Annotated in this window: 23 protein-coding genes; 9 read left to right on the top strand and 14 right to left on the bottom strand. The window is 63.9% G+C overall.

The features are described 5' to 3' along the window. Positions 1-6 precede the first annotated feature (6 nt). Positions 7-990 carry a glycosyltransferase family 2 protein gene (locus Q1V57_RS01680; RefSeq protein ID WP_300527133.1) on the top strand — a complete coding sequence of 328 codons (984 nt, stop codon included), beginning with the start codon at positions 7-9 and terminating at the stop codon, positions 988-990. On the opposite strand, the gene Q1V57_RS01675 is transcribed toward Q1V57_RS01680, so the two are convergent. Together Q1V57_RS01675 and Q1V57_RS01670 are read right to left on the bottom strand one after the other, a co-directional pair. Next, a complete protein-coding gene (locus tag Q1V57_RS01675) occupies positions 987-1,895 on the bottom strand; it encodes a hydroxymethylglutaryl-CoA lyase (RefSeq protein ID WP_300527132.1) in 909 nt (302 codons plus the stop codon). The two genes, Q1V57_RS01680 and Q1V57_RS01675, sit on opposite strands and share 4 nt — an antisense overlap. 5 nt (positions 1,896-1,900) lie before the next feature. Further along, the gene (locus Q1V57_RS01670) at positions 1,901-4,084 is read right to left on the bottom strand and encodes a glycosyltransferase family 39 protein (RefSeq protein ID WP_300527131.1); all 2,184 of its coding nucleotides are present in this window, start codon (positions 4,082-4,084) and stop codon (positions 1,901-1,903) included. Positions 4,085-4,186: 102 nt separating this feature from the next. Here Q1V57_RS01670 and Q1V57_RS01665 point away from each other — a divergent pair, with 102 nt between their 5' ends. Both Q1V57_RS01665 and Q1V57_RS01660 read left to right on the top strand, forming a co-directional pair. Then, positions 4,187-4,921: a glycosyltransferase family 2 protein gene (locus Q1V57_RS01665; RefSeq protein ID WP_300527130.1), complete on the top strand. Its 735-nt coding sequence runs from the start codon at positions 4,187-4,189 to the stop codon at positions 4,919-4,921. 129 nt (positions 4,922-5,050) lie between these two features. After that, positions 5,051-5,446 carry a hypothetical protein gene (locus tag Q1V57_RS01660; RefSeq protein ID WP_300527129.1) on the top strand — a complete coding sequence of 132 codons (396 nt, stop codon included), beginning with the start codon at positions 5,051-5,053 and terminating at the stop codon, positions 5,444-5,446. 162 nt (positions 5,447-5,608) lie between these two features. On the opposite strand, the gene Q1V57_RS01655 is transcribed toward Q1V57_RS01660, so the two are convergent. After that, a complete protein-coding gene (locus Q1V57_RS01655; RefSeq protein WP_300527128.1) occupies positions 5,609-5,935 on the bottom strand; it encodes a hypothetical protein in 327 nt (108 codons plus the stop codon). Positions 5,936-6,095: 160 nt separating this feature from the next. Beyond that, positions 6,096-6,713 carry a polyhydroxyalkanoate synthesis repressor PhaR gene (gene phaR, locus Q1V57_RS01650; RefSeq protein WP_300527127.1) on the bottom strand — a complete coding sequence of 206 codons (618 nt, stop codon included), beginning with the start codon at positions 6,711-6,713 and terminating at the stop codon, positions 6,096-6,098. 169 nt (positions 6,714-6,882) lie between these two features. Here phaR and phbB point away from each other — a divergent pair, with 169 nt between their 5' ends. Next, positions 6,883-7,608, top strand: a complete 726-nt coding sequence (gene phbB, locus Q1V57_RS01645) for an acetoacetyl-CoA reductase (RefSeq protein ID WP_300527126.1) — start codon at positions 6,883-6,885, stop codon at positions 7,606-7,608. Between the two features lie 59 nt (positions 7,609-7,667). Next, positions 7,668-8,402, top strand: a complete 735-nt coding sequence (locus tag Q1V57_RS01640) for a DUF4908 domain-containing protein (RefSeq protein WP_300527125.1) — start codon at positions 7,668-7,670, stop codon at positions 8,400-8,402. On the opposite strand, the gene Q1V57_RS01635 is transcribed toward Q1V57_RS01640, so the two are convergent. Both Q1V57_RS01635 and gloB read right to left on the bottom strand, forming a co-directional pair. Next, positions 8,399-8,839: a cupin domain-containing protein gene (locus Q1V57_RS01635; RefSeq protein ID WP_300527123.1), complete on the bottom strand. Its 441-nt coding sequence runs from the start codon at positions 8,837-8,839 to the stop codon at positions 8,399-8,401. The two genes, Q1V57_RS01640 and Q1V57_RS01635, sit on opposite strands and share 4 nt — an antisense overlap. Next, positions 8,839-9,609 (bottom strand): hydroxyacylglutathione hydrolase, encoded by a 771-nt coding sequence (gene gloB / locus Q1V57_RS01630; protein WP_300527122.1) that lies wholly within the window; start codon positions 9,607-9,609, stop codon positions 8,839-8,841. Before gloB ends, Q1V57_RS01635 begins: the two co-directional genes overlap by 1 nt. Positions 9,610-9,695: 86 nt before the next feature. Between gloB and Q1V57_RS01625 the strand changes: the two genes are divergently transcribed. Together Q1V57_RS01625 and hisC are read left to right on the top strand one after the other, a co-directional pair. Beyond that, entirely contained in the window at positions 9,696-10,451 is a 756-nt protein-coding gene (locus Q1V57_RS01625; protein WP_300527120.1) for a methyltransferase domain-containing protein, read from the top strand. An 8-nt stretch (positions 10,452-10,459) separates the two neighbouring features. Next, positions 10,460-11,548, top strand: coding sequence for a histidinol-phosphate transaminase (gene hisC / locus Q1V57_RS01620; protein WP_300527119.1), 1,089 nt, complete (start codon positions 10,460-10,462; stop codon positions 11,546-11,548). Here the strand turns inward: hisC and Q1V57_RS01615 are convergent, their stop codons facing one another. From Q1V57_RS01615 to ftsE, 5 genes are all read right to left on the bottom strand, one after another. Next, positions 11,549-12,547, bottom strand: a complete 999-nt coding sequence (locus tag Q1V57_RS01615) for a DUF2125 domain-containing protein (RefSeq protein WP_300527118.1) — start codon at positions 12,545-12,547, stop codon at positions 11,549-11,551. It abuts the gene before it with no gap. A gap of 16 nt (positions 12,548-12,563) precedes the next feature. Then, complete coding sequence (locus Q1V57_RS01610) at positions 12,564-13,283, bottom strand: lysophospholipid acyltransferase family protein (protein WP_300527116.1); 720 nt, start codon at positions 13,281-13,283, stop codon at positions 12,564-12,566. Further along, complete coding sequence (locus Q1V57_RS01605) at positions 13,280-13,765, bottom strand: YdcF family protein (RefSeq protein WP_300527115.1); 486 nt, start codon at positions 13,763-13,765, stop codon at positions 13,280-13,282. The genes Q1V57_RS01610 and Q1V57_RS01605 overlap by 4 nt, the downstream gene beginning before the upstream one ends. Before the next feature lie 192 nt (positions 13,766-13,957). Further along, positions 13,958-14,866 (bottom strand): hypothetical protein, encoded by a 909-nt coding sequence (locus Q1V57_RS01600; RefSeq protein WP_300527114.1) that lies wholly within the window; start codon positions 14,864-14,866, stop codon positions 13,958-13,960. Next, positions 14,859-15,632, bottom strand: coding sequence for a cell division ATP-binding protein FtsE (gene ftsE / locus Q1V57_RS01595; protein WP_300527204.1), 774 nt, complete (start codon positions 15,630-15,632; stop codon positions 14,859-14,861). The genes Q1V57_RS01600 and ftsE overlap by 8 nt, the downstream gene beginning before the upstream one ends. Before the next feature lie 58 nt (positions 15,633-15,690). On the opposite strand from ftsE, the gene Q1V57_RS01590 reads away from it, so the two are divergent. Next, complete coding sequence (locus Q1V57_RS01590) at positions 15,691-16,443, top strand: MJ0042-type zinc finger domain-containing protein (RefSeq protein WP_300527112.1); 753 nt, start codon at positions 15,691-15,693, stop codon at positions 16,441-16,443. 37 nt (positions 16,444-16,480) lie between these two features. Here Q1V57_RS01590 and Q1V57_RS01585 read toward each other — a convergent pair whose 3' ends face one another. From Q1V57_RS01585 to argH, 3 genes are all read right to left on the bottom strand, one after another. After that, positions 16,481-19,033, bottom strand: coding sequence for a DUF4175 family protein (locus Q1V57_RS01585; RefSeq protein ID WP_300527203.1), 2,553 nt, complete (start codon positions 19,031-19,033; stop codon positions 16,481-16,483). Positions 19,034-19,117: 84 nt separating this feature from the next. Next, positions 19,118-19,270, bottom strand: a complete 153-nt coding sequence (locus Q1V57_RS01580) for a lipoprotein (RefSeq protein WP_300527111.1) — start codon at positions 19,268-19,270, stop codon at positions 19,118-19,120. Between the two features lie 3 nt (positions 19,271-19,273). After that, on the bottom strand, positions 19,274-20,707 hold the full coding sequence (gene argH / locus Q1V57_RS01575) for an argininosuccinate lyase (protein WP_300527109.1): 1,434 nt from the start codon (positions 20,705-20,707) through the stop codon (positions 19,274-19,276). Positions 20,708-20,731: 24 nt separating this feature from the next. On the opposite strand from argH, the gene Q1V57_RS01570 reads away from it, so the two are divergent. Beyond that, on the top strand, positions 20,732-21,316 hold the full coding sequence (locus Q1V57_RS01570) for a TlpA family protein disulfide reductase (protein ID WP_300527108.1): 585 nt from the start codon (positions 20,732-20,734) through the stop codon (positions 21,314-21,316). Positions 21,317-21,644: the final 328 nt, after the last annotated feature.

Raw genomic sequence — 21,644 nt, 5'->3', positions numbered from 1 at the left:
GTGATCATGTCTGAGCCCAAACTCAGCGTCGTAACCGTGTCCTGGATGACAGGAGAGCGGCTTATGGATTCGGTGAAGTCAGTGCTGGCGACACCGGCCGTGGACGAGTTTGTTTTCGTCAATCACGTCAATCCGCCCGCGACCGTGGTCGAACTGCGCGACCTCGCGGCTGAGAATCCCAAATTCAAGCTGATCGAGACCGGCGCCAATCTGGGCTTCGGCAAGGGCTGTAATCTCGGCGCCGAAGTGGCGACGGGTGAACTCCTGCTCTTCCTCAACCCGGACGCCGTCCTGGTGCCGACAGCGGCGGATCAGCTCATGCAATCTGCTTCGCAAATGAAGGGCGAGGCGTGGATCATCGGTGGCCGCATCCTCAATGATGATGGCAGCGAGCAACGCGGTGCCCGGCGTGGCGAGCTGACCTTGCGCAGCGCTGCGGTCAGCTTTCTCGGTCTTGAGCGCCTGATGCCGTGGCTCGGCTCGATCCACTGGGAAGACGAGCAATTGCCCGAAGCCCTGGTCGAGGTGCCAACCGTGTCCGGTGCCGCCATGCTGATCCCGCGCGAGGTGTTCGCGCGCCATGGTGGCTTCGACGAGCGCTATTTCCTGCATGTCGAGGATATCGATCTGTGCCGCACCATGCGCAATGCCGGTGGCCGGGTCTTTTTCGAACCGCGCGCCAATATCCTGCATTATGGCGGGACCAGCGAAACCAGCCCGCTGTTTGTGGAGACGCACAAGGCGGCCGGCCTGGTGAAGTATTTCTGGAAATTCTACCCCAGTGTGTTCGAGCGCACCGGCACTGTGGTGATGGCGGTGCCGGTCTTCCTGGCGATCTGGGCCCGTGTCGCCTGGCATCTCGTCAAGAACCGGGTCAATCGCGTCCTGAAACGGGAGGAGGTGCGCGAGCCGGGCAAGTCGCGGTTACCGGCAACCCGCGGCACATCGGCCTCGCCGCCGCAGCAGGACGTGAAGCGGTCCGAAGCCTAGGCCGGTACGGGCCTGAAGCCGCCTGCCCGGGCCAGGGCGCTGGCGATCGGGTGTTTGAGCGCCTCGTCCTCGAGCCATTTCGCTGTCGCGATCATCTTGTCGAGATCGATGCCGGTTTCGATACCGGCCCGGTCGAGCATGTAGACCACGTCTTCGCTGGCGACATTGCCGGTCGCAGCCGGGGCGAAGGGGCAGCCGCCAATCCCGCCGCAGGACGCATCAATGACATCCACGCCGGCCTCGATGGCGGCAAAGATGTTGGCCATGGCCGTATTGCGCGTGTTGTGGAAATGCAGCCGCAGGCGCATGTCACCGCTCTGCTCGCGCACAATGTCGATGGCCCGGCGCACGGCCCAGGGGTCGGCGACCCCGATCGTATCGCCCAATGCCAGCTCAACAGCACCCGCAGCGCGTGCCCGGGCCGCCAGTTCACCGAGAATGGCCGGGTCGACCTCGCCGTCGAACGGATCGCCGAATGCGACCGAGATGGTCACCGAGACCGGCACACCGTCATCATGAGCCAGGACGGCAATCTGGTCGAACGCATCGGCGGTTTGCTGCGGCGTGGCATTCTGGTTTTTCAGCCCGAAGCCGGGTGAGGCCACCATGACGTAATTGACTTCGTCACAGCCGGCATCCAGCGCCCGGCGCAAGCCTTTTTCATTCAGCGCCAGGCCGATGTATTTCACTCCATCAACCCGGGGCACGCGGCTCATCACCTCGGCGCTGTCGGCCATGGCCGGAACCAGTTTGGGGTGCACGAAGCTAGCGGCTTCCATACGTTTCACACCGGCATCGATCAGGCGTTCGACAAATTCGATCTTCACATCGGTGGGCAGCAGGACCGGGTCATTCTGCAGCCCGTCACGCGGGCCGACTTCGACGATTTCAACGCGTTGGGTCATCGGGCTCACTCCGCGCAATTATACTGGACGACGATGAGTTCGGGTTGCTCCGGCGTGCCGACCAGTTCCGCGCCACAGCCGCCAAATCTCCAATCCCCGTCAATGCGTGCCGGAGCAGCCTGGAGATCATAGACCACGGCGTAGGGCGCACTTGCCGGTCGCAGCGTGCCGTCATCCGCCTCGAACGCGTCCCAGCTGACCAGCTGTGCATTGGTATTGGCCAGGATTTCCGGGTTGAAGTCCGCGTCATCACTGACGGCGAGTACGGTTTCAACCGGACCGAACCCCATCATCATCAAGGCCAGCATGGTGGCCTGCACGCGCTGCTGGACGGCCCGGGATTGCTGCGGCGCTGCGGTGTCCGTTCCTGCATCTGTTTCCTCAACCGGGGCTGCCGTGAGGCCCGCATCGGCCTGGCACCGGGTGAAGAAGATGGCCAGAACGGTTTCGTCGCCGCGCGAATAATTGGTGCCGCTGGCCAGGCTGGTATGGCAGATCTCCAGCCTGTCCAATTGCTCCTGCATGGGCTGGGTCTGGTTATAGGGCAGCGGGAAGGGATCGGTGAGAAACTGCTTCCACTCCGCATCGCGCGACAGGTCGAGCACGACCATGGTCGGTTCGCTGCGGTTGGCGGCGAAGGCCAGGACATCCGCACTCTCACCCAGCACGGTGTCACTGCCGAGCGAGAAGACCAGGCTCGGCTCGGTATAGCCCGAGGCGGTGATGATCTCACTGGCCGGAATGCCGGTGATAGTCTCGGAATAGTCCCGCGCGGCGCGGACCTGATCGGCCAGGCGCATGGCATAGGCATTGGGTACGGTGGCACCGCGAATGGCGATCTGCCAGGCCAGCCCCGAGGCGATGGCCAGGATGAGGACCAGAAGTCCCGGCTTGAGCCGTTCCGCGACCAGGGTTGCGCCGGCCAGCGCCGCAAACAGGGCGGCGACCAGGGCGATCACGGCAGCGGTTTCCGGCTGCGCGGTCAGCGAGAACCCGCTCTGGAAGCCGGCGAGGGAGAGGCGCACCGCGTCCCAGCTGGCATTATTGCCATAGATCAGGAAGGCGACCGGGATCAGGATCGCAAAGACGAGCGCTGCGAAAGCATACAGCCCCCAGCTGGTCCAGCGTTGCCAGGGCCTGGCCTTGGCAATCTCCATCAGCCCCCAGCCAGCGGCCAGCGCCAGTGCCGGATAGGCCGGCAGGACATAGTGGGGCAGCTTGGTCGGCAGGATTTCAAACACCAGCCAGGTCGGCACCGCCCAGGCGATGAGGAAACGCGCCGCCTTGGCCAGGTTTTCATCCTCGCCGCGAATAGCGCTGACCAGGCGCCCGGCGCCGGGCAGGATGAAGAGGATGGCCGGGAAGAACATCAGCGGCATCAACATCAGGTGATAGCCGATCGGACCACCATGGCGCTCATGAGAAGAGACCAGTTTGGGGCCGAGATCATCGCCCAGCGCTTCGCGCAGGAAATTACCCTCGGTCGCGATCTGGATAGCGACAAGCCAGGGCAGGACCATGGCGATGGCGAGCAGCGGTCCGGGAATGAAGAGCAGCGGTTTGAGCCAGTTGAGCTTGCGCTCCCAGGCGACCAGGGCGGCGATGGCCAGCCCGGCGACCATTGGCGTGACCGGTCCCTTGATAAGGGTGCCGAGCCCGATGGCGAACCAGAACAGCATGGCCGTCTTCCAGCCCGCTTTCTCATCGGCCCTCAGATTCGCCAGGGCAGCCATCGCCAGTGTGGTGGCTCCGGCCAGCATGGCGTCGGTCTTGGCGATCCCCGCTTCAATGCCCAGGAGAACCGTCGCAGCGAACAGGGCGGAGCCGGCAAAGGCCGCCTCGCGGCCGATCAGGCGGGAGCCACCCCAGAAACAGGCGAGGGCGGCGAGAATGGCGCCGAGCATGGACGGTATGCGATAAGCCCAGATCTCGCGTGCTTCCGCGTCCGAGAGCGCGCCGACCGTGACCACCTGCAGCCAGTGAATGCCGATCGGTTTCTTGTTGCGCTCGGTGTCGAGGAAATTGATCTCGACGAAATTGCCGGTCTCCAGCATTTGCGCCGTGGCTTGGGCAAAGCGGCTCTCATCGCGGTCGAGCGGCGGCAGGGTAAACAGTCCTGCCAGCGCGGACAGCGCGACGATCAGAGCAATAATAACAAAGGCGCGTTTGCCCTGGGCAAGCTCGGCCATGTAACACTCCAGCTGCAGCGAAAGGAAAAATCCCTCGCGTCATGACGAGAACCCGGTATGTAACGGGGAAACACTATGACGCAAGCTCGAGCGAACATGACTATGAGCCAGACCCCCGATATTTCCGTTGTTGTTCCGGCCTATAATGAAGCCGGAAACGTTGTTCCCCTGGCCCGCGAGATCGCGGCCGCTCTTGATGGGCGCAATTATGAGATGATTTTCGTCGATGATTGCTCGACCGATAGCAGCCGCCAGGAGCTGATCGACGCCAAGGCCGAACTGCCGGCCCTGCGCGTGGTCGCCCATCGCCATAATGCCGGCCAGTCGCGCTCGGTAAGGACCGGCGTCATGCATGCCCGCGGGTCTGTCGTCGCGACGCTGGACGGCGACGGCCAGAACCCGCCGGAAAACCTGCCCGTGGTCATTGACGCACTGATGCGCGACGACGCTCCGGAAGGTCTCGCTCTTGTCGGCGGAGACCGCAGCGCCAATCGTCAGGACTCGGGCTGGAAAAAGTTCGCCTCGCGCTTCGGCAACGGCATTCGCAAGCGCATGCTGAACGATAATTGCAATGATACCGGCTGTGGTCTCAAGGCATTCAAGCGCGATGCCTATCTCGAACTGCCCTTTTTTGATCACCAGCACCGTTTCCTGCCTGCGCTGATGAATCGCGAGGGATATCTCTGCGAATTTCGCCCGGTGACGCACCGCCACCGCACGATCGGGTCATCAAAATATACGAATTTTGGCCGTCTTTTCGCCTCTTTGACAGACATGATGGGGATGATGTGGTTAAATTCGCGCGCACGGAATCCGCGCGGGGCGGATGAGGTCTAGTCAGTCACGCATTTTCGCGTGCAAATGAAAGGGTACGATATGGCCGGCGGGGACAACGGCGTATTGTTGGGTATGATGGCAGCGAACCAGGCCCGTGGCGGTCGTGGTCGCGCAAACGGGGGTGGCTCCATGTTTAATGTTTTTCCGCTGATGCTCATTCCGGTCGTCGGTTATGCGCTGGTCGCATATCTGACCGGTGCCGATATGACGTCGGTCATTTTCAGCCTGCCGATGGTCAATGGCGAACTCGATCTGTCCAAGGGTGATGTCCTGATCATTCTCGGCATGGTCATGCTGTTCATCGAGCTGATCAAATCGGCCGGTTCCGGCACGGCGACGATCCTCAATCACGGCCTGTCCATGGGCGTGTTCGTGATCTGTATGGTGCTGTTCCTGCTGGTCGGGAATTTCGGTACCGCGCCGTTCTTCCTGATCACGCTGATGGCGCTGATGGACACCGTGGCCGGTTTCGTCGTGACCATCGTCTCCGCCCGCCGCGACCTTGCGGTCGGTGGCGAAGCGTAGATCACGCAAAAATCGCACAAAGAGAGCGCCGCTCCGGGACCCCGGGGCGGCGTTTTTCATGCCGGAAGACAACACGAAGCGGTCAGAAAAACAGCGCCACCATGACGGCAGCAAAGACGACATCGCACCAATAGCCGAGCTTGTATCCGGCCCGCGACGCGATCATGCGCACTTCTCCCAGCGCGGCTTCGGTGCCGGCTGGCTGGCCGCCTGGGCATAGGCGCGGCGATAGCGGTCCTGCTCGCTGGCCTCGGCACGAATACCGCGGCGCGGCTGACCGGCGATGACCTGGACGACGACCTCCGCCGCGGCATTGCGGGCCCGGTGAACGGTCTTGGCACGCGGCTTTTGGGCCGGGGCCGTGACAACAGGCACCAGGGCGTTTTCGCGCCGCGGCGGACGGTCGTTGGATCCGCGTGCCTTACCGGCCGGCGGAATGCGCCGGGCGGTCGGGGTCGGGACGGTGACGAGGCTGCGGATCGTAGTCATACCAAGGGTGTCGCAAGGCGTGTGCCAAGTGTTAAGCCCTCATTAACCATGATTCTGGTGGTGCAAGGCAACCCTGCGGCCGAAAGGCGCGCGAAATTGGCGCGCCCGGCGGCCCGTCTGTCCCAGATGGATACGGAAATATTAACGCGGCCGGACGGTCTCAGTCCTTGCTGGCGAGCTTGTCCAGCTTGGCGCGCATGGCATCGAGCTCTTCGCGCATCTTGGCCATATCGTCGCCCTCAGCCGCCTCGGCCTTGGCCGGAGCCTCGCTCGGGGCTTCGCCCGCGGCGCCCGGTGCTCCGGGGGTGCCCGGTGCACTGAAGGGGGTGAACATGCGCATGGCCTGGCCGAACATTTCCATATTGCGGCGCGTTTGCTCTTCCAGCATCGCCATGGAGGCCGGCGGATTGGTCATCGCCTCAGTCATGCGGGAGCGGAATTCTTCCTGCTGCTGGGCGAAATTATTCATCGACATCTGCAGATAGCCGGGGACAACGCTCTGCAGGCTGTCGCCGTAGAAGCTGATCAACTGGCGCAGGAAGTCGACCGGCAGGAGATTGGCGCCGCGGGCCTCTTCCTCGAAAATGATCTGGGCCAGGACGCCACGGGTGAGATCCTCGCCGGACTTGGCATCAACGACCTGGAAGTCGGTGCCGTTCTTGACCAGGTCGCGCAGGTGATCGAGCGTTACATACTGGCTGGTCGACGTGTCGTAGAGACGGCGGTTCGCATATTTCTTGATCACGATCACCGAATTCGAGCCCTTGCTTTGTGCCACTGCGAAATCCTCACTTCCCCCAAAAAGCGACCTAGCCTGTCGTTATTCGCTCGACTAGGGCGCTGATCTTATTATTAAGGGGTTTACGCGCTTGAGGCGGTGTGCTGCAAGCGCGAAAAGTTGAGTTTGTTCGCGGCAGCAGCATTACAACAGCACGACGGGGGTCAAAATGGCACGCACTGCATTGGTTACGGGTGGTTCGCGCGGCATCGGCGCCGCAATTTCTCTTCAGCTCAAAGAGGCAGGCCACACCGTGGTCGCCAACTTTGCCGGTAATGAGGAAAAGGCCAGGGCCTTTACCGAGGAGACCGGTATTCCCACGGTGAAATTCGATGTCGGCGACTACGAGGCCTGTGTGGCTGGTATCAAGGCGGCCGAGGAGGCTGCAGGAGCGCCGATCGATATCCTGGTCAATAATGCCGGCATTACCCGCGACGGCATGTTCCACAAAATGACGCCGGAGCAGTGGGATGATGTCATCCGTGTCGATCTGACCTCGCTGTTCAACATGACCCGCCCGCTGATCGAAGGCATGCGCGAGCGCGGTTTCGGCCGCGTCATCAACATCTCGTCGATCAATGGCCAGAAGGGTCAGATGGGCCAGGTGAACTATTCCGCGGCCAAGGCCGGTGTGATCGGCTTCACCAAGGCTCTGGCCCAGGAAACCGCGCGCAAGGGCATTACCGTCAACTGCATCGCGCCGGGCTATATCAATACCGACATGGTCGCCGCGGTTCCGGAGAATGTGCTGCAGTCCATTATCGGTGGCATTCCGGTCAATCGCCTCGGTGAGGCTGATGAAATCGGCAAGGCTGTCGCCTATCTGGCCAGCGATGATGCCGGCTTCATGACCGGGTCCGTGATGACGATTAATGGCGGCCAATACATGGCGTAATGCCATATGAGCAGGCTTGCCCCAAAATTGCCCTCTTGCCGGTTAGAGTGACCGCCGGGATGACGCGATTCATATTTGCCATACTCGCAGCCGCTCTCCTCGCGGATGCGGCTGCTGCTTTGCAGTCCAATCCACTGCGTGACCGTCTTCTGCGCAATGAGCGCCAGCAGGAATCGTCCGGCTGGTATCAACGCGCAGACAGCGGTGACTTCTTCCTGTTCGACCGGTCTCAGTCCGTCGCCCTGCTCAGGGAGCGCGATGATCCGGACGCTGAAGTCCTGGTGCTTTTCGCCAACCGCGCTCCGGGCGGGGGCACCAGCTTTGTCACCGATACCGGCCGCGAGGTGGTCCGCCTCAATCCCCTCGGCGGGGCAACCTATTTCCCCGCCGATGCGCCCGGCGGTGTGATCGCTGATTATGCCAGCCCGGCCGGTGGTCTGGCTCCGACGCCGCGTTCGCCGGCCGAGGTGCGCGACATGGCCCAGGAGGTTGCGGCCAGTTTCGCCGATGCGCTGAACCGCAATATCGCCGTTGAATACGCCCCGGCGCCGCGCTCCGGGCTGGGCGTGCAATACGACACCTTGATCTTGATCGAGATCGCTCTGCGCGAAGCGCGCTCGGAACGGCGGCGTCTGCGCCGGCTTGAAAACATCAATATCGAGCTGGGCGCCGAGCCCGGTGCGGTGCGCGAAGGTGAGATGCTGCGGGTAACGATCGCGCCGGAGTATGGCTATGCCGGTCGCCCGTCATCGGCCCGTATCGCCCGCGCCATGCTGGACGACGATAACGCCTAAGCCAGCGGATGGCCCGGTGACCAGCCCGGCGGTGCCATCTCGAACCCTTCAAACCGGAAGCCCGGGGCCACGGTGCAGCCGACCAGCGTCCATTCGCCGAGGCTGCGGGCAGCCTGCCAGGCGGAATGCGGCACAATGCCTTGCGGCCGCTGTCCGGCCAGGATGTCGGGGCCAAGCTGCAAACGGGTTTCGCTGATACCGTCCGTGCTTATGCCCAGTTCCAGGGGCGCTCCGGCGTGCCAGTGCCAGACCTCGATGGCATCCACCCGGTGCCAGTGGGAGCGCTGGCCGGCTTCAAGCAGGTAATAGATCGCCGTGGAGCACGCGCGACCGTCATGCTCCGCCGTGTCGCGGAAGGTCTCGACATACCATCCCCCCTCCGGGTGAGGCTGCATGCCCAGGGTTTCGATGATCTCGCGCGCGCTCTGTCCGGCCATCAGAAATTATCCTTGCGCCGCCGGATTTCCGCGAACACGTCTTCATCGTCAGCCCCGGCCATGTCGAGCTGTTTGCGAATACCGGCATCGAAGGGACGCAGGAAGGGATTGGTGGCTTTCTCCGCTCCGATCGTGGTCGGTACGGTCGCTTCGCCGCGGGCCCGTTCTGCGCCAACCATCTCGGCATAGGCCTGCAGGTCCAGATTGTCGGGGTCGACGGTGAGCGCGAAGGCCGCGTTGGACTGGGTGTATTCATGGGCGCAATAGACCCGGGTCTCGTCGGGCAGTTCGGCCAGGCGCGAGAGCGAGGTCCACATCTCCGCCGGCGTGCCCTCGAACAGCCGCCCGCAGCCCAGCGCAAACAAGGTGTCGCCGACAAAGGCGATCTTCGCTTCCGGCAAGAAGTAGCAGATATGCCCGCGCGTATGGCCCGGGGTGAAAATGACCTTGGCGGCGTGTTGTCCGAGTTCAACGATATCGCCGTCGGCGACCTCGAAATCGATGCCCGGAATGCGATCGACATCATAGCTGGGCCCAACAATGCGGGCGCCGGTTGCCGCCTTCAGGGCCTCATTGCCGCCGGCATGATCCCAGTGGTGATGGGTGTTCCAGATCTGGGTGATGGTCCAGCCTGCCGCCTTGGCCTCGGCCTGGATCTTGTCCGCGTCCGGTGTGTCGATCGATGCGGTCTCACCGCTTTGCGGGTCATGAATGAGGAAGCCGTAATTATCGCCGAGGCATTCGAACTGCCGGATTTCTAGTTCACTCATTGTGACTGTCTTCGCCTGATACGGGGTGGTGTGCCTGAGATTGGGTCCTTATCTTGATGTAGTTCAATTCGCCGGGAGGATGAAGGGTGAGGCGCGACGCGCTTGAACTGGACCGTTTCTACAAGACACCGCAGGGCCGGCTGACCCGGCGCATGGTCGAACGCCGTCTCAAGGCGATCTGGCCGGAGCTGCGCGGCCTCGACGTGCTCGGCCTGGGCTTTGCCACGCCCTATCTCGGTCGCATGCGCGAGGCGGGCCGCCGGGCCATTGCCTTCATGCCGTCGGCCCAAGGGGCGATCGCGACCACCGGGGCGTCCAATGTGGCGATGGGCGATGAAACCCATTTGCCGTTTCCGGACGCCCTGTTTGACCGAGTCCTGATCATCCACATGCTGGAAGAGGCCGACAGCCTGCCGGCTATCCTGCGCGAAACCTGGCGCGTCCTGGCGCCGGAAGGGCGTGTTGTCCTGGTCACCGCAGCCCGCTCGGGTGTGTGGGCCTGGATGGATTCCACCCCGTTCGGGCATGGCCGTCCGTTTTCCCGCAGCCAGCTGGACAAATTGCTCGCCGACTCGATGTTCGAGCCGACCGCCTGGTCACGCGCGCTCTACGCCCCGCCTTGGCGCTGGGCCTCGCATCCGAAACTGGCCGGCGCCTGGGAGCGGACCGGCGAACATCTCTGGTCCGGCCTGGGTGGTCTGATCCTGGTGGAAGCCGTCAAACGCACCGCGGCCTTGCGTCCGCGCGCCAAGACTGCGCCTGCCCGCGTGTCTGTACTTGAAGGACAGGCCCGCCCCGCGCTATCTCCCCCCGCAGTGCAATCGGACCCATCTGACCGCTGAGGCTCTTCATGACCATTCAACCGCGCGCCGGCATTCTCGATATCCGTCCCTACAAGCCGGGAGCCGCTGAGGCGCCGGGTATTGCAGAGCCGGTCAAGCTGTCCTCCAACGAGAACGCGCTGGGCTGTTCCGCCAAGGCCGCCGACGCCTTCCGCGCCAGCTCCGATCAGCTCCACATCTATCCCGATGGCGGTGCGACCAAGCTGCGCGAAGCCATTGCCCGCGAGGAAGGCCTGGAAGCCGAGAATATCGTTTGCGGTTGCGGCTCCGACGAGCTGCTGCAGCTTCTGGGCAAGGCCTATCTCAACCCCGGCGACAAGGTCGTTCAGTCCCAGTACGGCTTCCTGGTCTACCGTCTGGTGGCGATGCAGAGCGGCGCTGAGCTCGTATCTGCACCGGAGACGAATTACACCACCGATGTCGATGCGCTGATCGAGACCGCGGGCGATGATGCCAAAATCGTCTTCCTCGCCAATCCGAACAATCCGACCGGGACCTTCATTTCCGACGCGGAAATCCGTCGTTTGCGCGATGCCCTGCCGCCGAGCACGCTGCTGGTGCTGGACAGCGCCTATGCGGAGTTTGTCCGCGATGCCAATTACTCGGCCGGTATCGAGCTGGCCCGGGAACGTGATGATGTCGTCGTGACGCGGACCTTCTCCAAGATCCATGGCCTGGCGGCTGTGCGTCTGGGCTGGGCCTATGGCCACGCCAATATCATTGATGTCCTGCATCGCGTACGCGGCCCGTTCAACGTCAACCTGCCGGCGATCGAGGCGGGAACCGCGGCGATCGCGGACCGGGCCTTCATGCAGCGCTCGATCGATCACAATGAGGAATGGGTCGCCTGGCTGCGTCAGCAGATCGGCGGGCTCGGCCTCGAAGTGACGCCGAGTGTCTGCAATTTCGTCCTGGTTCACTTCCCGGCCGAAGGCGAAAAGACGGCCGCAGCGGCCGATGCCTATCTGATTTCCAAGGGCCTGATCGTGCGGGCGGTGCAGCCCTACGGCCTGCCCCACTCCCTGCGTATCACCGTGGGCAAGGAAGCCGAGAACCGCGCCGTGGTCGAAGCCCTGCGCGAATTCATGGCCAGCTGATCAGTCGAGTGATCCCAAGCGGACGGGGCCGAGATAGACGGCGCCGTCCCGCAGGGTGAAGGGCAGCGATACGCCTTCCGAACTGCGCGGTGCCAGCATGGTCGCAAGCCGCAGGGCTTCGCCATTGGCCGCTGCGATCACTTCGCCCTCAACCAGGGCATCGGTGAGCGCATCGGGATCGGCAATGCGCAGCGAGATTCGGCCATCGGGACGGGCCTGACGGTCAAGCGTCAGATCGCCTTCACCACTGACTTGCGCCGGACCCCATTCCAGCTGGGCCTGCACGATCTGCATGCGGCCGCCGGCCTGGCTCCAGGCTGCAGCATTGCCATCACGGGCCAGCGCGGCCCATTCGGTGACGATCAGATCGGTCCGGGCCAGTTGAGCGGTTTCGCCAAACGCCCGGGTCAGGCCGGGTTCTCCCGGATCGCCATCGCGCGCCTTCAGGCCATTGGCCTCCACGCGCAGGCGCAGGCTGTCATCATCGCCAACCAGGCCGGACAGGACCAGCGCATCGATCGCTTCCACCGCTGGCGGCTCGCCGGAGACGGCGCGCAGGGTCAGGTCGCGGATTTCCGCCCCGATACGCTGTGTGCGTCCATCGCGCCCGCTCTTGCGGCTCATGCGCGCGCTGCTGGCGTTGATTTCCATCACATCGCCAGAGTCCAGCACCAGCGGTCCGTCAAAGCTGACAATCCAGTGCGAGAAATCATAGGGCAGGGCATTGGCCTGCACGCCGGCGAGGCGCGCGTCCCAGCCGCCATCGCTGGCGGGAGCGCGAAAATGCGGTTCGGTCAGCTGGATCTGGAAACGATAGGGGAAGCCGCTGACGCGCAGATCGGTGTACTCGATCTCGTAACCGGCCTCTTCCTTGTCCAGGATCCAGGCGCGCATCTCTTCGCCGACCCGGCCGGCGGCGTAGAACCAGTAGCCTGAATAGCCGGCAAGCAGCAGCACAATGGCGGCGATTGGAAGAATGAATTTCAACTGCGCGCGCACGATGGGCCCTCGCTGGTTACGTCCGGTCCGCCGGCTCCAGCAGGCGGTCGGATGCGGTACTAATACGCTGGTGCAAAGTTTCCATGAACTGGGACTTGTCGAGGCCGGTTTCAATCGGTTCCAGGAACTCGACCACGATCAGGCCCGGTTTTTTCAGGCCGCAATAATTCTTCAGGTGAACACCCGAGTTCAACGCCACCGGAACGCAGGGCACGCCCATGGCATTATACAGGCCGACAATGCCTGGCTTGTAGTCGGGGTTCTCTCCAGGCGACACCCGCGTGCCCTCCGGGAAAATCAGCACCTGACGGCCTTCCTCGCCGCGCTTCTTGGCGTCCTTGAGCATTTGCCGAAGGGCTTTCGAACCGCCTTTGCGGTCAATCGAGATATTGCCGAGCTTGACCGCGAACCAGCCGAAGAAGGGCATATAGATCAGCGACTTTTTCAGGATGATCGCCGGATCCCGCAAAATGCCCCAGAAGGCCAGCGTCTCCCACATGCTCTGATGTTTGGACGCGATCAGGGCGCCGCCCTCGGGCAGGTGTTCGGTGCCGCGCACCTCGAAACGCACGCCGCAAATGACCGCCAGGCCGGCCCAGATCACCTTGAGATAGATCTTCAGCAGGCCCCGGGCCCAGCTCCGCGGACCAAGCAGGGCGGGTGTGCCGATAATGCCGAACACCACCATCAGCCCGTACATGTAGATGTAGAACAGCGTGCTGCGCAGCGCGGTCATGCTCTGCGCCCCACGGCAGCGTTGAACGACCGTCCCAGCCAGACGGTGACGTATTTGGCATATTCCTGCAGCCAGAGCCGCGCATTGCCCGGATTGATCCAGGGCGGCGTGGTGACCACGGGGTAGGGGATGAGCTCAACGCCCGGCATAGCGCGTTCCATTTCCAGCAAGCTGCGGGGCAGATGATAGTCTGAGGTGACAATGATCAAGCGCTGATAGCTGTTGGCCGCCACCCAGCGTGCCGTTTCGGTCGCATTGCCCACCGTGTCGCTGGCGATCCGGTCGAGCACCACGCAGCAGGCAAAGTCGGCGCTGTCGAGACCGGTCTGATCTTCAATATCGCGGTCGGTTACGGACGGGTGGACACCGGAAATCATCAAAACCGGTGCCCGGCCCCGGCGCAGCAGCTCGCCGCCTGTCGCCAGGCGGCCGACGCCACCGGTCAGAACAATAATCGCATCAGCCCGGGGACTGTCCGGCACATCATACGCAGAAACCCGGCCGCTGAAGCTGCCGAACCCAATCAGCGCTCCGGCTACAAGCAGAAAGGCTATCGCCTGAAAAAACCTGAAACGCGATTTCAAGACGGCTCCCCGAACTCTCCTGATAGCAGACTGGCCTGTCTTCGGGATTCTCTCAACCATTCTGGGAAGCTTGCGGCCAATTTGACTGCCCTACCAGCGCTGCCGCAAATCTGTCGCGACCGCCAGCCGGGCGGAGAGTGCCGCCGTGGCTCCGGACAGCAACGGGGCCAGGCCCAGCATCAGCAGCTCAAACGGGTTCATCGACCAGCGCGGCAGGAAGAACAGCATATCGGCCGGGGTGTCTCCCCAGCTGACCAGCAAAGAGACGATCACGGCGATCAGCGCGCCGGCGGTGCCCGACTTCAGCCCCAGCATGAAGAAACGGCGCTGGAAGAGTTGGGCGATGAAACCGTCCTCTGCCCCCGACAGGTGCAGCGCATCGATTACGTCAATGCGTGCGGCCAGGCTGGCGCGGGCGGCAAAGGCGATGACGGCGGCGGCCGCTCCCATCAACAGGGCCAGCAGGGAAATGCCCAGCGTCCGGGCCAGCCCGGCCGCGCGCTTGACGGCGCCGGCCCAACGGGCGTGGTCATCAACGCTGGCAGCCAGGCCGGCCTCATCCAGGGCGGACTGCAGGGCTTCGACCGGCGGGGCGCTGCCCGGGTTCAGTTCAACATCCACGAGCAAGGGCAAGGGCAGGTCATCGGGCAGATTATCCTGGCCGAGCCAGGGCGCGATCAACGCTTCGGCATGATCACGACCATGCGCGGTCGCCGCGGCAATGCCCTCGATTTCCGTCGCGATTTCGGCGGCCTGGCGTGCATCCGCCTCGGTATCGCGGCCCTCTACGGGGCGGATCTGAATGGTCAGGCTGGTTTCCAGGTCCGAGGTCCAGGCCTGGGCCTGGACGATTGCACCGCGCGCGCCGAGTGCGGCGATACAGGCCAGGAAAACCAGGATGGCCGCGACCAGGAATAGCGGCCGGTCGCGACCGGCATCAGGCGGTAGCAGGGCGCCGGCACCGCCTTTCGGCGGCGGTGGTATCTGGCGATCACTCATGCTCATCCTCCGCCGGCCCGTCCTCGACATAAACCTCGCTTTCCAACGGCTCGGGTCGCAGGCGCTGACTGCGTGGCGGGCGGATATGCAAATGCCCGTTCGACAGCGTCATCACCGGGGCATCGAGCAGGCGCACCAATTGCAGGTCATGGGTGGCAAAGACGATGGTGGTGCCGAGCTTGTTGAGCTCGACGAACAGGCGCAGAAGCCGCATCGCCATGTCGCTGTCGACATTGCCTGTCGGCTCGTCGGCAATCAGGATTTCCGGCTGGGCGACCACGGCGCGGGCGATGGCGACGCGCTGTTGTTCACCGCCCGACAGGGTTGCCGGATTGGCGTCCATGCGGTCGCCCAGACCGACCCAGGCCAGCAATTCGGCGACATCTTCAGCATATTCCGAGCGCTTCCGGCCGGTCACGCGGAGCGGTAGCGCGGCATTGTCGAATACGCTCAAGTGATTGAGAAGCTTGAACTCCTGGAACACAACGCCGACCCGCCGCCGCAATAATGGCAAGTCTTCGCGCGGCAGGGTGGCGGTATCCTGTCCAAAGAAGGAAATCGACCCGCTGGATGGCTTCATCGCCAGATAGATCAGTTTGAGCAGCGAGGTTTTGCCTGCACCGGACGGGCCGGTGAGGAATTGGAAAGAACCACGTGGTAAATCAAATGATAGATCGCGCAGAACTTCGGGTCCGCGTCCGTACCGCATGCCGACATTGTCGAAGCGGACGACCGGATCTGCGGCGCTGTCGGGCGATGGCGTAATACTCGGGTCTATGGATGTCCTCCATGGTCCCGGCTGACCGGGTAAAGTAGCGACTCAGATGAGCATAGTACTCAGCTGCCCATCTTGTTCCACGCGCTATCGCGCCAATCCGCAGGCGATTGGCGCGAATGGCCGCCGCGTGCGTTGTGCCTCCTGCAGCTATGTCTGGACCGCCGAGGTGGATGATCCGGCCGATTTGCCGGATCTGCAGCCTGCCGCGAGCGAGGACACGCCCGAACCTGTCGTCGAAGAGCCTAAGAAGCCGGTCGAGGCATATCGCCAGCGCGAGGCGAAAAAACGGCACAAGCTTTCCGTCGCTGCAGCCAGCGGTGCCTGGGGCGGTCTGGTCGCGGCCTGCGCCCTTATTTTGCTGGGCTCCTGGGTTTTCCGGGTCGATATCGTCTCGGCCTGGCCGCGGGCCTCCTCGGCCTATGCGGCAATTGGTTCGGATGTGAACCCGTACGGCATTACTGTCGGCGAACTCAGCGTCTCCCACGAGCTTGATCACGGCGTGCCGCTGCTCGTGGTCGAAGGCGAGATCCATAATTTCGATCGCCGCTCCCGCGACCTGCCGGCCCTGCGCGCTATTCTGCGCGATGCCCAGGCGCAGTCGCTGCTGGAATGGTCGGTCACGATGGATGGCGGTGCGGTTGATGCCGGTGAACGCCGGTCCTTCCGCACAATCGTCTCCGATCCGCCGCCGGGAACGGTCGAGGTCGAGGTCATCCTCGCTGACCCGATCACCCAGCATCTTGAAGATGCGGGCTATGGCGAAGCCGGAGCATCGGCTGAGCCGGACGCACACGACTAACACCCCCAGTCATGACTCCATCAACGCTGGGAACGGGCTAGAACCGGTCGAGCAGGCGCTCGATATAGTCCAGTTCTTCCTGCGGTCGTCCGGCCTCGGCGGCGCGGCGACGCAGCTCCTGGAGGATTTCGCGGGCCCGGGCACGGGATAATTCGTCCGGTACTTCCACACCGCTGCCATCGGCAAAGGAGCCATCGGTCGGCCGTCCGAGCGGGTCGCGTTCACCGGGCTCTTCGCCCTGGCCGTTTTCGCCCTGCTGTGCCTGCATACGCTCAAGCAGGGTGCGGGCCAGCTCTTCAGCCCCTTCGCGCAGTTCGGCCAGGGCCTGGTCCTGGGCATCCAGAGCGGCGCCGGTATCGCCTTCGCGCAGAGCCTGCTCAGCCTGTTCCATGGCGCCGGCGGCATCGCCCAGACCCGGATCGCTGCCATCGGGGACTTCGCCGAGCGAGCGTCGCAGAGCGTCAGCGAGTTCGGCCTGCATCTCCGCCAGCTGTTGCGAGCGGCTGGTGCCGCCATTCTGGTTTTCCGCCAGGCTTTGCGGCATGTCGCCGCTTTGATTACCCGGCTGTCCGCCCTGTTGCGGCTGTCCGGGCTGGCCGGCAGCCTGGTCTTCATCGAGATTAAAGGTCTGGTCCTGCAGATCGCGTTGCTCGCCTATCACATCGCCAAGCTCTTCCAGCGCGCGCTGAATGGCTTCAGCGACCGGGTCGTCCTGTTCGCCTTCACCGCCACCGCGGGTCAGCTGCATCTGCATATTGCGCAACAGCTCGCTCAGTGCGGCCAGGGCCTGGCGCGCATCGGCGGTATCGCCCAGCTCGGCGGCCTCGCGCAAGGCTTCAAGCAATTGCTGCAGCCCCTCGGTCGACATGCCGCCTTCACCGCCGCCCTCGGCAAAACGGCCTTCCTCGGCCGCTTCGCGGGCCAGGGCGGCCATGTAGTTTTCCATCGCCTGTTCATAGGCATCGAACAATGCGGCCAGCTCGGTCTCATCGGCACCGCGGGCCAGGGCCTCGGCGAGGGCCCGCTCGGCTGCGCGCAAGGCGCGTTCGGCATCGGCCAGTGAACCCAGCTCGGCGCGCAGGGCGATCTCCCAGAGATCTGATTCGAGCCCGTCGAGGTCTTCAAGGTCGCGCGAGCGGCGCAGGCGATGCAGGGCTTCGCGCAGGCCGAGATAGACGATCGGATCCTCGAAGAAATACCGCGGGGCGTCGGTGATCGCATCCAGCGCCGTCGCCACGCCCTGCAGGCCCTCGGGCGCGCGTTCGATCCGGCGCTCCGGTTCTTCGGCGAGATAGGCCGGGCCGGGCGGAATATCCTCGGCATACATCACCGTGCGCTCCGTCAACGGTGCGTAGTCCGCGTCGCTGGCGAGCACGGAGCGGCGCTGTTCGGTCACGGCGCGGGCCAGGGCATCGAGGAAAACACGCTCCGGCAGCGTCACCGCCATGGTCGCCGAGCGGCCGGTATTGCCGCCAGCGTCTTCTGCAGCGATGCGAATGGTCACGCGCTGACCGGCCAGCGGATGACGCGCGGTTTCCGGCAGGGCGCGTAGCGCCCCGTCTGCATCACTTTCTGGCAGTCCGGACGGTGACAGCTCGAGACGCTCCCAGGGCGCTTCGCCATTGTCTTCCGGCTGGAATTCCAGCGCATAAGCGGTGGCGCCGTAATCGTCGGTGACGGCAAATTCCAGGTCCAGCTCACCATTGGCGGTGCCTTCGGGGATATCGAGCAGGCGCACATCTGGAGCATTGTCCGGGGTCACCGAGAGCTCCCAATTGCAGCGCAGGCCACCGGCAATGAGGCGGATATTGGCATTGTTGGCGACGGAGATACGGGCTTCGTAAACACCGGCCCCGATCTCGGTCACATCGGCACTCTGGCGGCCCTCGCCATCGCGCAATTCCAGCCGTGGCGGGCGGCGGGCACCAGCGATACGGGCAATAAAGCTCGAGCCCTGGGGAATCGCGGCCTCGGTGTCCTCCTGGCGCAGGAAAACCGGGGCGCGGCCGGTATAGGCGGGCGGGTCGATCCAGGCATCCAGGCTGAGATCGCCACGATCCACCGACATTGGGCGCAGGGCGAACGCCTCGTCCAGGCGGTCGCGGGCAGACGGGCCGGCCAGCCACCAGCCCGTGACCAGCAAAACCGCCAGCGCGCCGCGCAGGGCGAAGCGGTCGGCATCGGCCCAGGCCGATTTGGGCCGACGGGCAAAGGCGGAATTGAGCCGCGCCTTCATACGGGCCTGGTGTTCTCTCCAGACCTGCAGGGCCAGAGCGTCATCATCGGCGGGCTGGTCTTCCAGCGCCTCGTGCGGACGAGCGCTGATGCCGCTGTCTTCCTCGATGCGCCGGGCGATGGCCTCATGATCGGGCCAGACAAAGCCGGGCAGGGCGCGGCGGGTCTGCCAGATGGCCGCAGCTAACAGCGCGAAAGCGGCCAGGGCGCGCCAGGGATCCCCGAGATTCTCCCACAGGCCCAGCAGGGCGGCGAGGCTGAACACAGCCACAGCGGCCAGCGCCGGCCAGACGATCGGGACGGCGCGCTCCCACAGGAGGGCGATGAAGGCGGTTATCAGGGCACGGCGGCGCATAAGGTCCAAACTAGCACGCCTGCGCCAGGTCTCTAGCGCGGGTCGCATTACGGTTTGGTGATGGTTAGGTCAGCTGGCGATGGCCTAGCTGTCCTCGCCGTCAGCCTCATCGGATTGGGAGTGATCGGTCGGATTGCCCCAGAGCGGTTCCGGGCGATCCAGATCGCCGCGCACGCCGCAGGCTGTCAGGGCCAGGACACTCAGTCCGAGAAGCAGGATCTGGCTGACACGTTTCATCACTTAAACTCCCGATACCTGAGCCGCCGCAAGGCGGCGTTTCCATGCGGCGACCTGTTCGCGGACCCGCACGGGTGAAGTGCCACCCAGGCTGGTCCGGCTGTTCATCGATGCGCGCGCACTCAACACTGAAAACACGCGTTCGTCGATAGCCGGATCAATGTTTTGCATATCCGCCAGGGGCAGTTGAGCCAGCGGCACACCGGCCGTCTCGGCCGCCTTGACGATCGAACCGGCTATATGGTGCGCATCGCGGAAGGGCTTGCCCAGTTCGCGCACGACCCAGTCGGCCAGGTCGGTGGCGTCGGAATAGGCCTCTCCGGCTGCGGCTTCCAGCGCTCGCGGGTTGAAGCTCATATCCGAGGCCATGCCGGTCATGGCGGCAATGGCCAGTTCCAGATCATCAATCGCCTGGAACACCGGCGCCTTGTCCTCCTGCAGATCCTTGGAATAGGCCAGCGGCAGGCCTTTCACCACGGTGAGCAATCCGACCAGAGATCCGATAATCCGGCCCGGCTTGGCGCGGACCAGTTCGGCGGCATCCGGATTGCGCTTTTGCGGCATGATGGAGGAGCCGGTCGACCAGGCATCGGACAATTGCGCAAAGCCGAAACGGCGCGTGCACCAGAGCACGATCTCCTCGGCAAAGCGCGACAGGTTGACCGCGCAAATCGCTGCTGCCGAAAGCACCTCCAAAGCAAAGTCACGCGCCGCGACACCATCGAGCGAGTTCTGCATCGGCCGGTCAAAGCCCAGTGTCTCGGCCGTCATCTCCCGGTCGATGGGAAAGGCCGTACCGGCCAGAGCAGCGCAGCCCAGCGGGCTTTCATTGAGGCGTTTGCGGGCATCGGCGAAACGGCCGCGATCGCGCGCGGCGACCTCGACATAGGACAAGAGGTGATGGCCCAGCGAGACCGGTTGCGCAGTCTGCAAATGGGTGAAGCCCGGCATGACCTGATCGGCATGGCGTTCGGCCTGTTCGACCAGGGCCGACTGGTAGGCGGCCAGCGCCGCGTCGATGCGGTCGCAGGCGGCACGCAGCCAAAGCCGGAAATCGGTGGCGACCTGGTCATTGCGCGAGCGCGCCGTGTGCAGCCGGCCGGCCGGTTCGCCGATAATTTCCTTCAGCCGGGCCTCGACATTCATATGCACGTCTTCCAGCGCGGCGGACCAGGCGATCTTGCCGGCGCGCGCTTCCTCGCGCACTTGTTCCAGCCCGTTGCGGATTGCCGCAGCATCCTCGCTTGAAATAATGCCGGTCGCGCCCAACATTGCCGCGTGAGCGAGCGATCCTGCGATGTCTTCTTCGGCCATGCGCTGATCGACATCGATCGAGGCGTTGATCGCTTCCATCACGGCGGAGGGACCGGCCTGGAACCGTCCGCCCCACATCTGGCTGGTCGAAGGGGCGGTGTTATTGTCGCTGCTATCGGTCATTTTGGGCCTGCGGGAGGGTCGTAAATGCAAAAATCACCGCTTGGATATGCCATTGTCGGCATGCTCGCTATCGGTGCGATCACCATCGTATACTGGGTGATTTCCGCGATGGACACCCCGGATACGGGCTCGCTGAGCAGCTATGCCCGCGGCGAGATGAGCGGCTTTGGCACCATGGATGCCCCGCCGGCCCAGCCCAATGTCGTTTACGCCATCCCGGACAATGGCGAACTGCGCCTGTCGGACTATCGCGGCAAGGTCATCCTGGTGAATTTCTGGGCCACCTGGTGTGCGCCCTGTGTTGAGGAAATGCCGGCGTTGGACCGCCTTCAGGGCGAGCTTGGCGGCGAAGATTTCGAGGTCGTCACCATCTCTCTTGACCGCAGCATGGATGATGCGGCCGCGTTTTATGAGCGTATGGGCCTGGCCAATCTGCCCCTGATCCATGATCCCAGCTTTGCCTCCATGGCCCAGAGCGGAGCCCGCGGCCTGCCGCTCTCTGTCCTGTATGACCGCAACGGCATGGAAATCGGCCGCCTTCCCGCACCGGCCCATTGGGACAGCGAAGACGCAATGGACCTCATCCGCGCCGCGATCCGGTTCCACTAGGCTTTTATCCCGGAGCTTTTCCGGGACCCAGCGAGGCTATCCTCCACATCCCGCCTCTCCCTGGGGAGAGGTGGCCCGGCGCCGAAGCGCCGGGTCGGAGCGGGGGGAAACATGTCCTGCGAGGATTATGTTTCCACCCTCATCCGCCCGCCATCCCCCGATTTATTCGGGGGACCTCACCAAATCCGTCACCGGATGTGACGAGGTCCCCCGGATGACCGCTGTGCGGCCACCGGGGGATAGCGTTTGGAATTAGACCCCGGTCGGCTCACGCGCCGTGGGGTTGATACGGCGATGGTGTTTCATCGAAAGTCTCCCTTCCACATCC

The sequence above is a fragment of the Maricaulis sp. genome (genome assembly GCF_030149425.1).
In the GTDB taxonomy this organism is placed as follows: Bacteria; Pseudomonadota; Alphaproteobacteria; order Caulobacterales; family Maricaulaceae; genus Maricaulis.
This window is presented reverse-complemented; position numbering and strand designations above follow the sequence as displayed.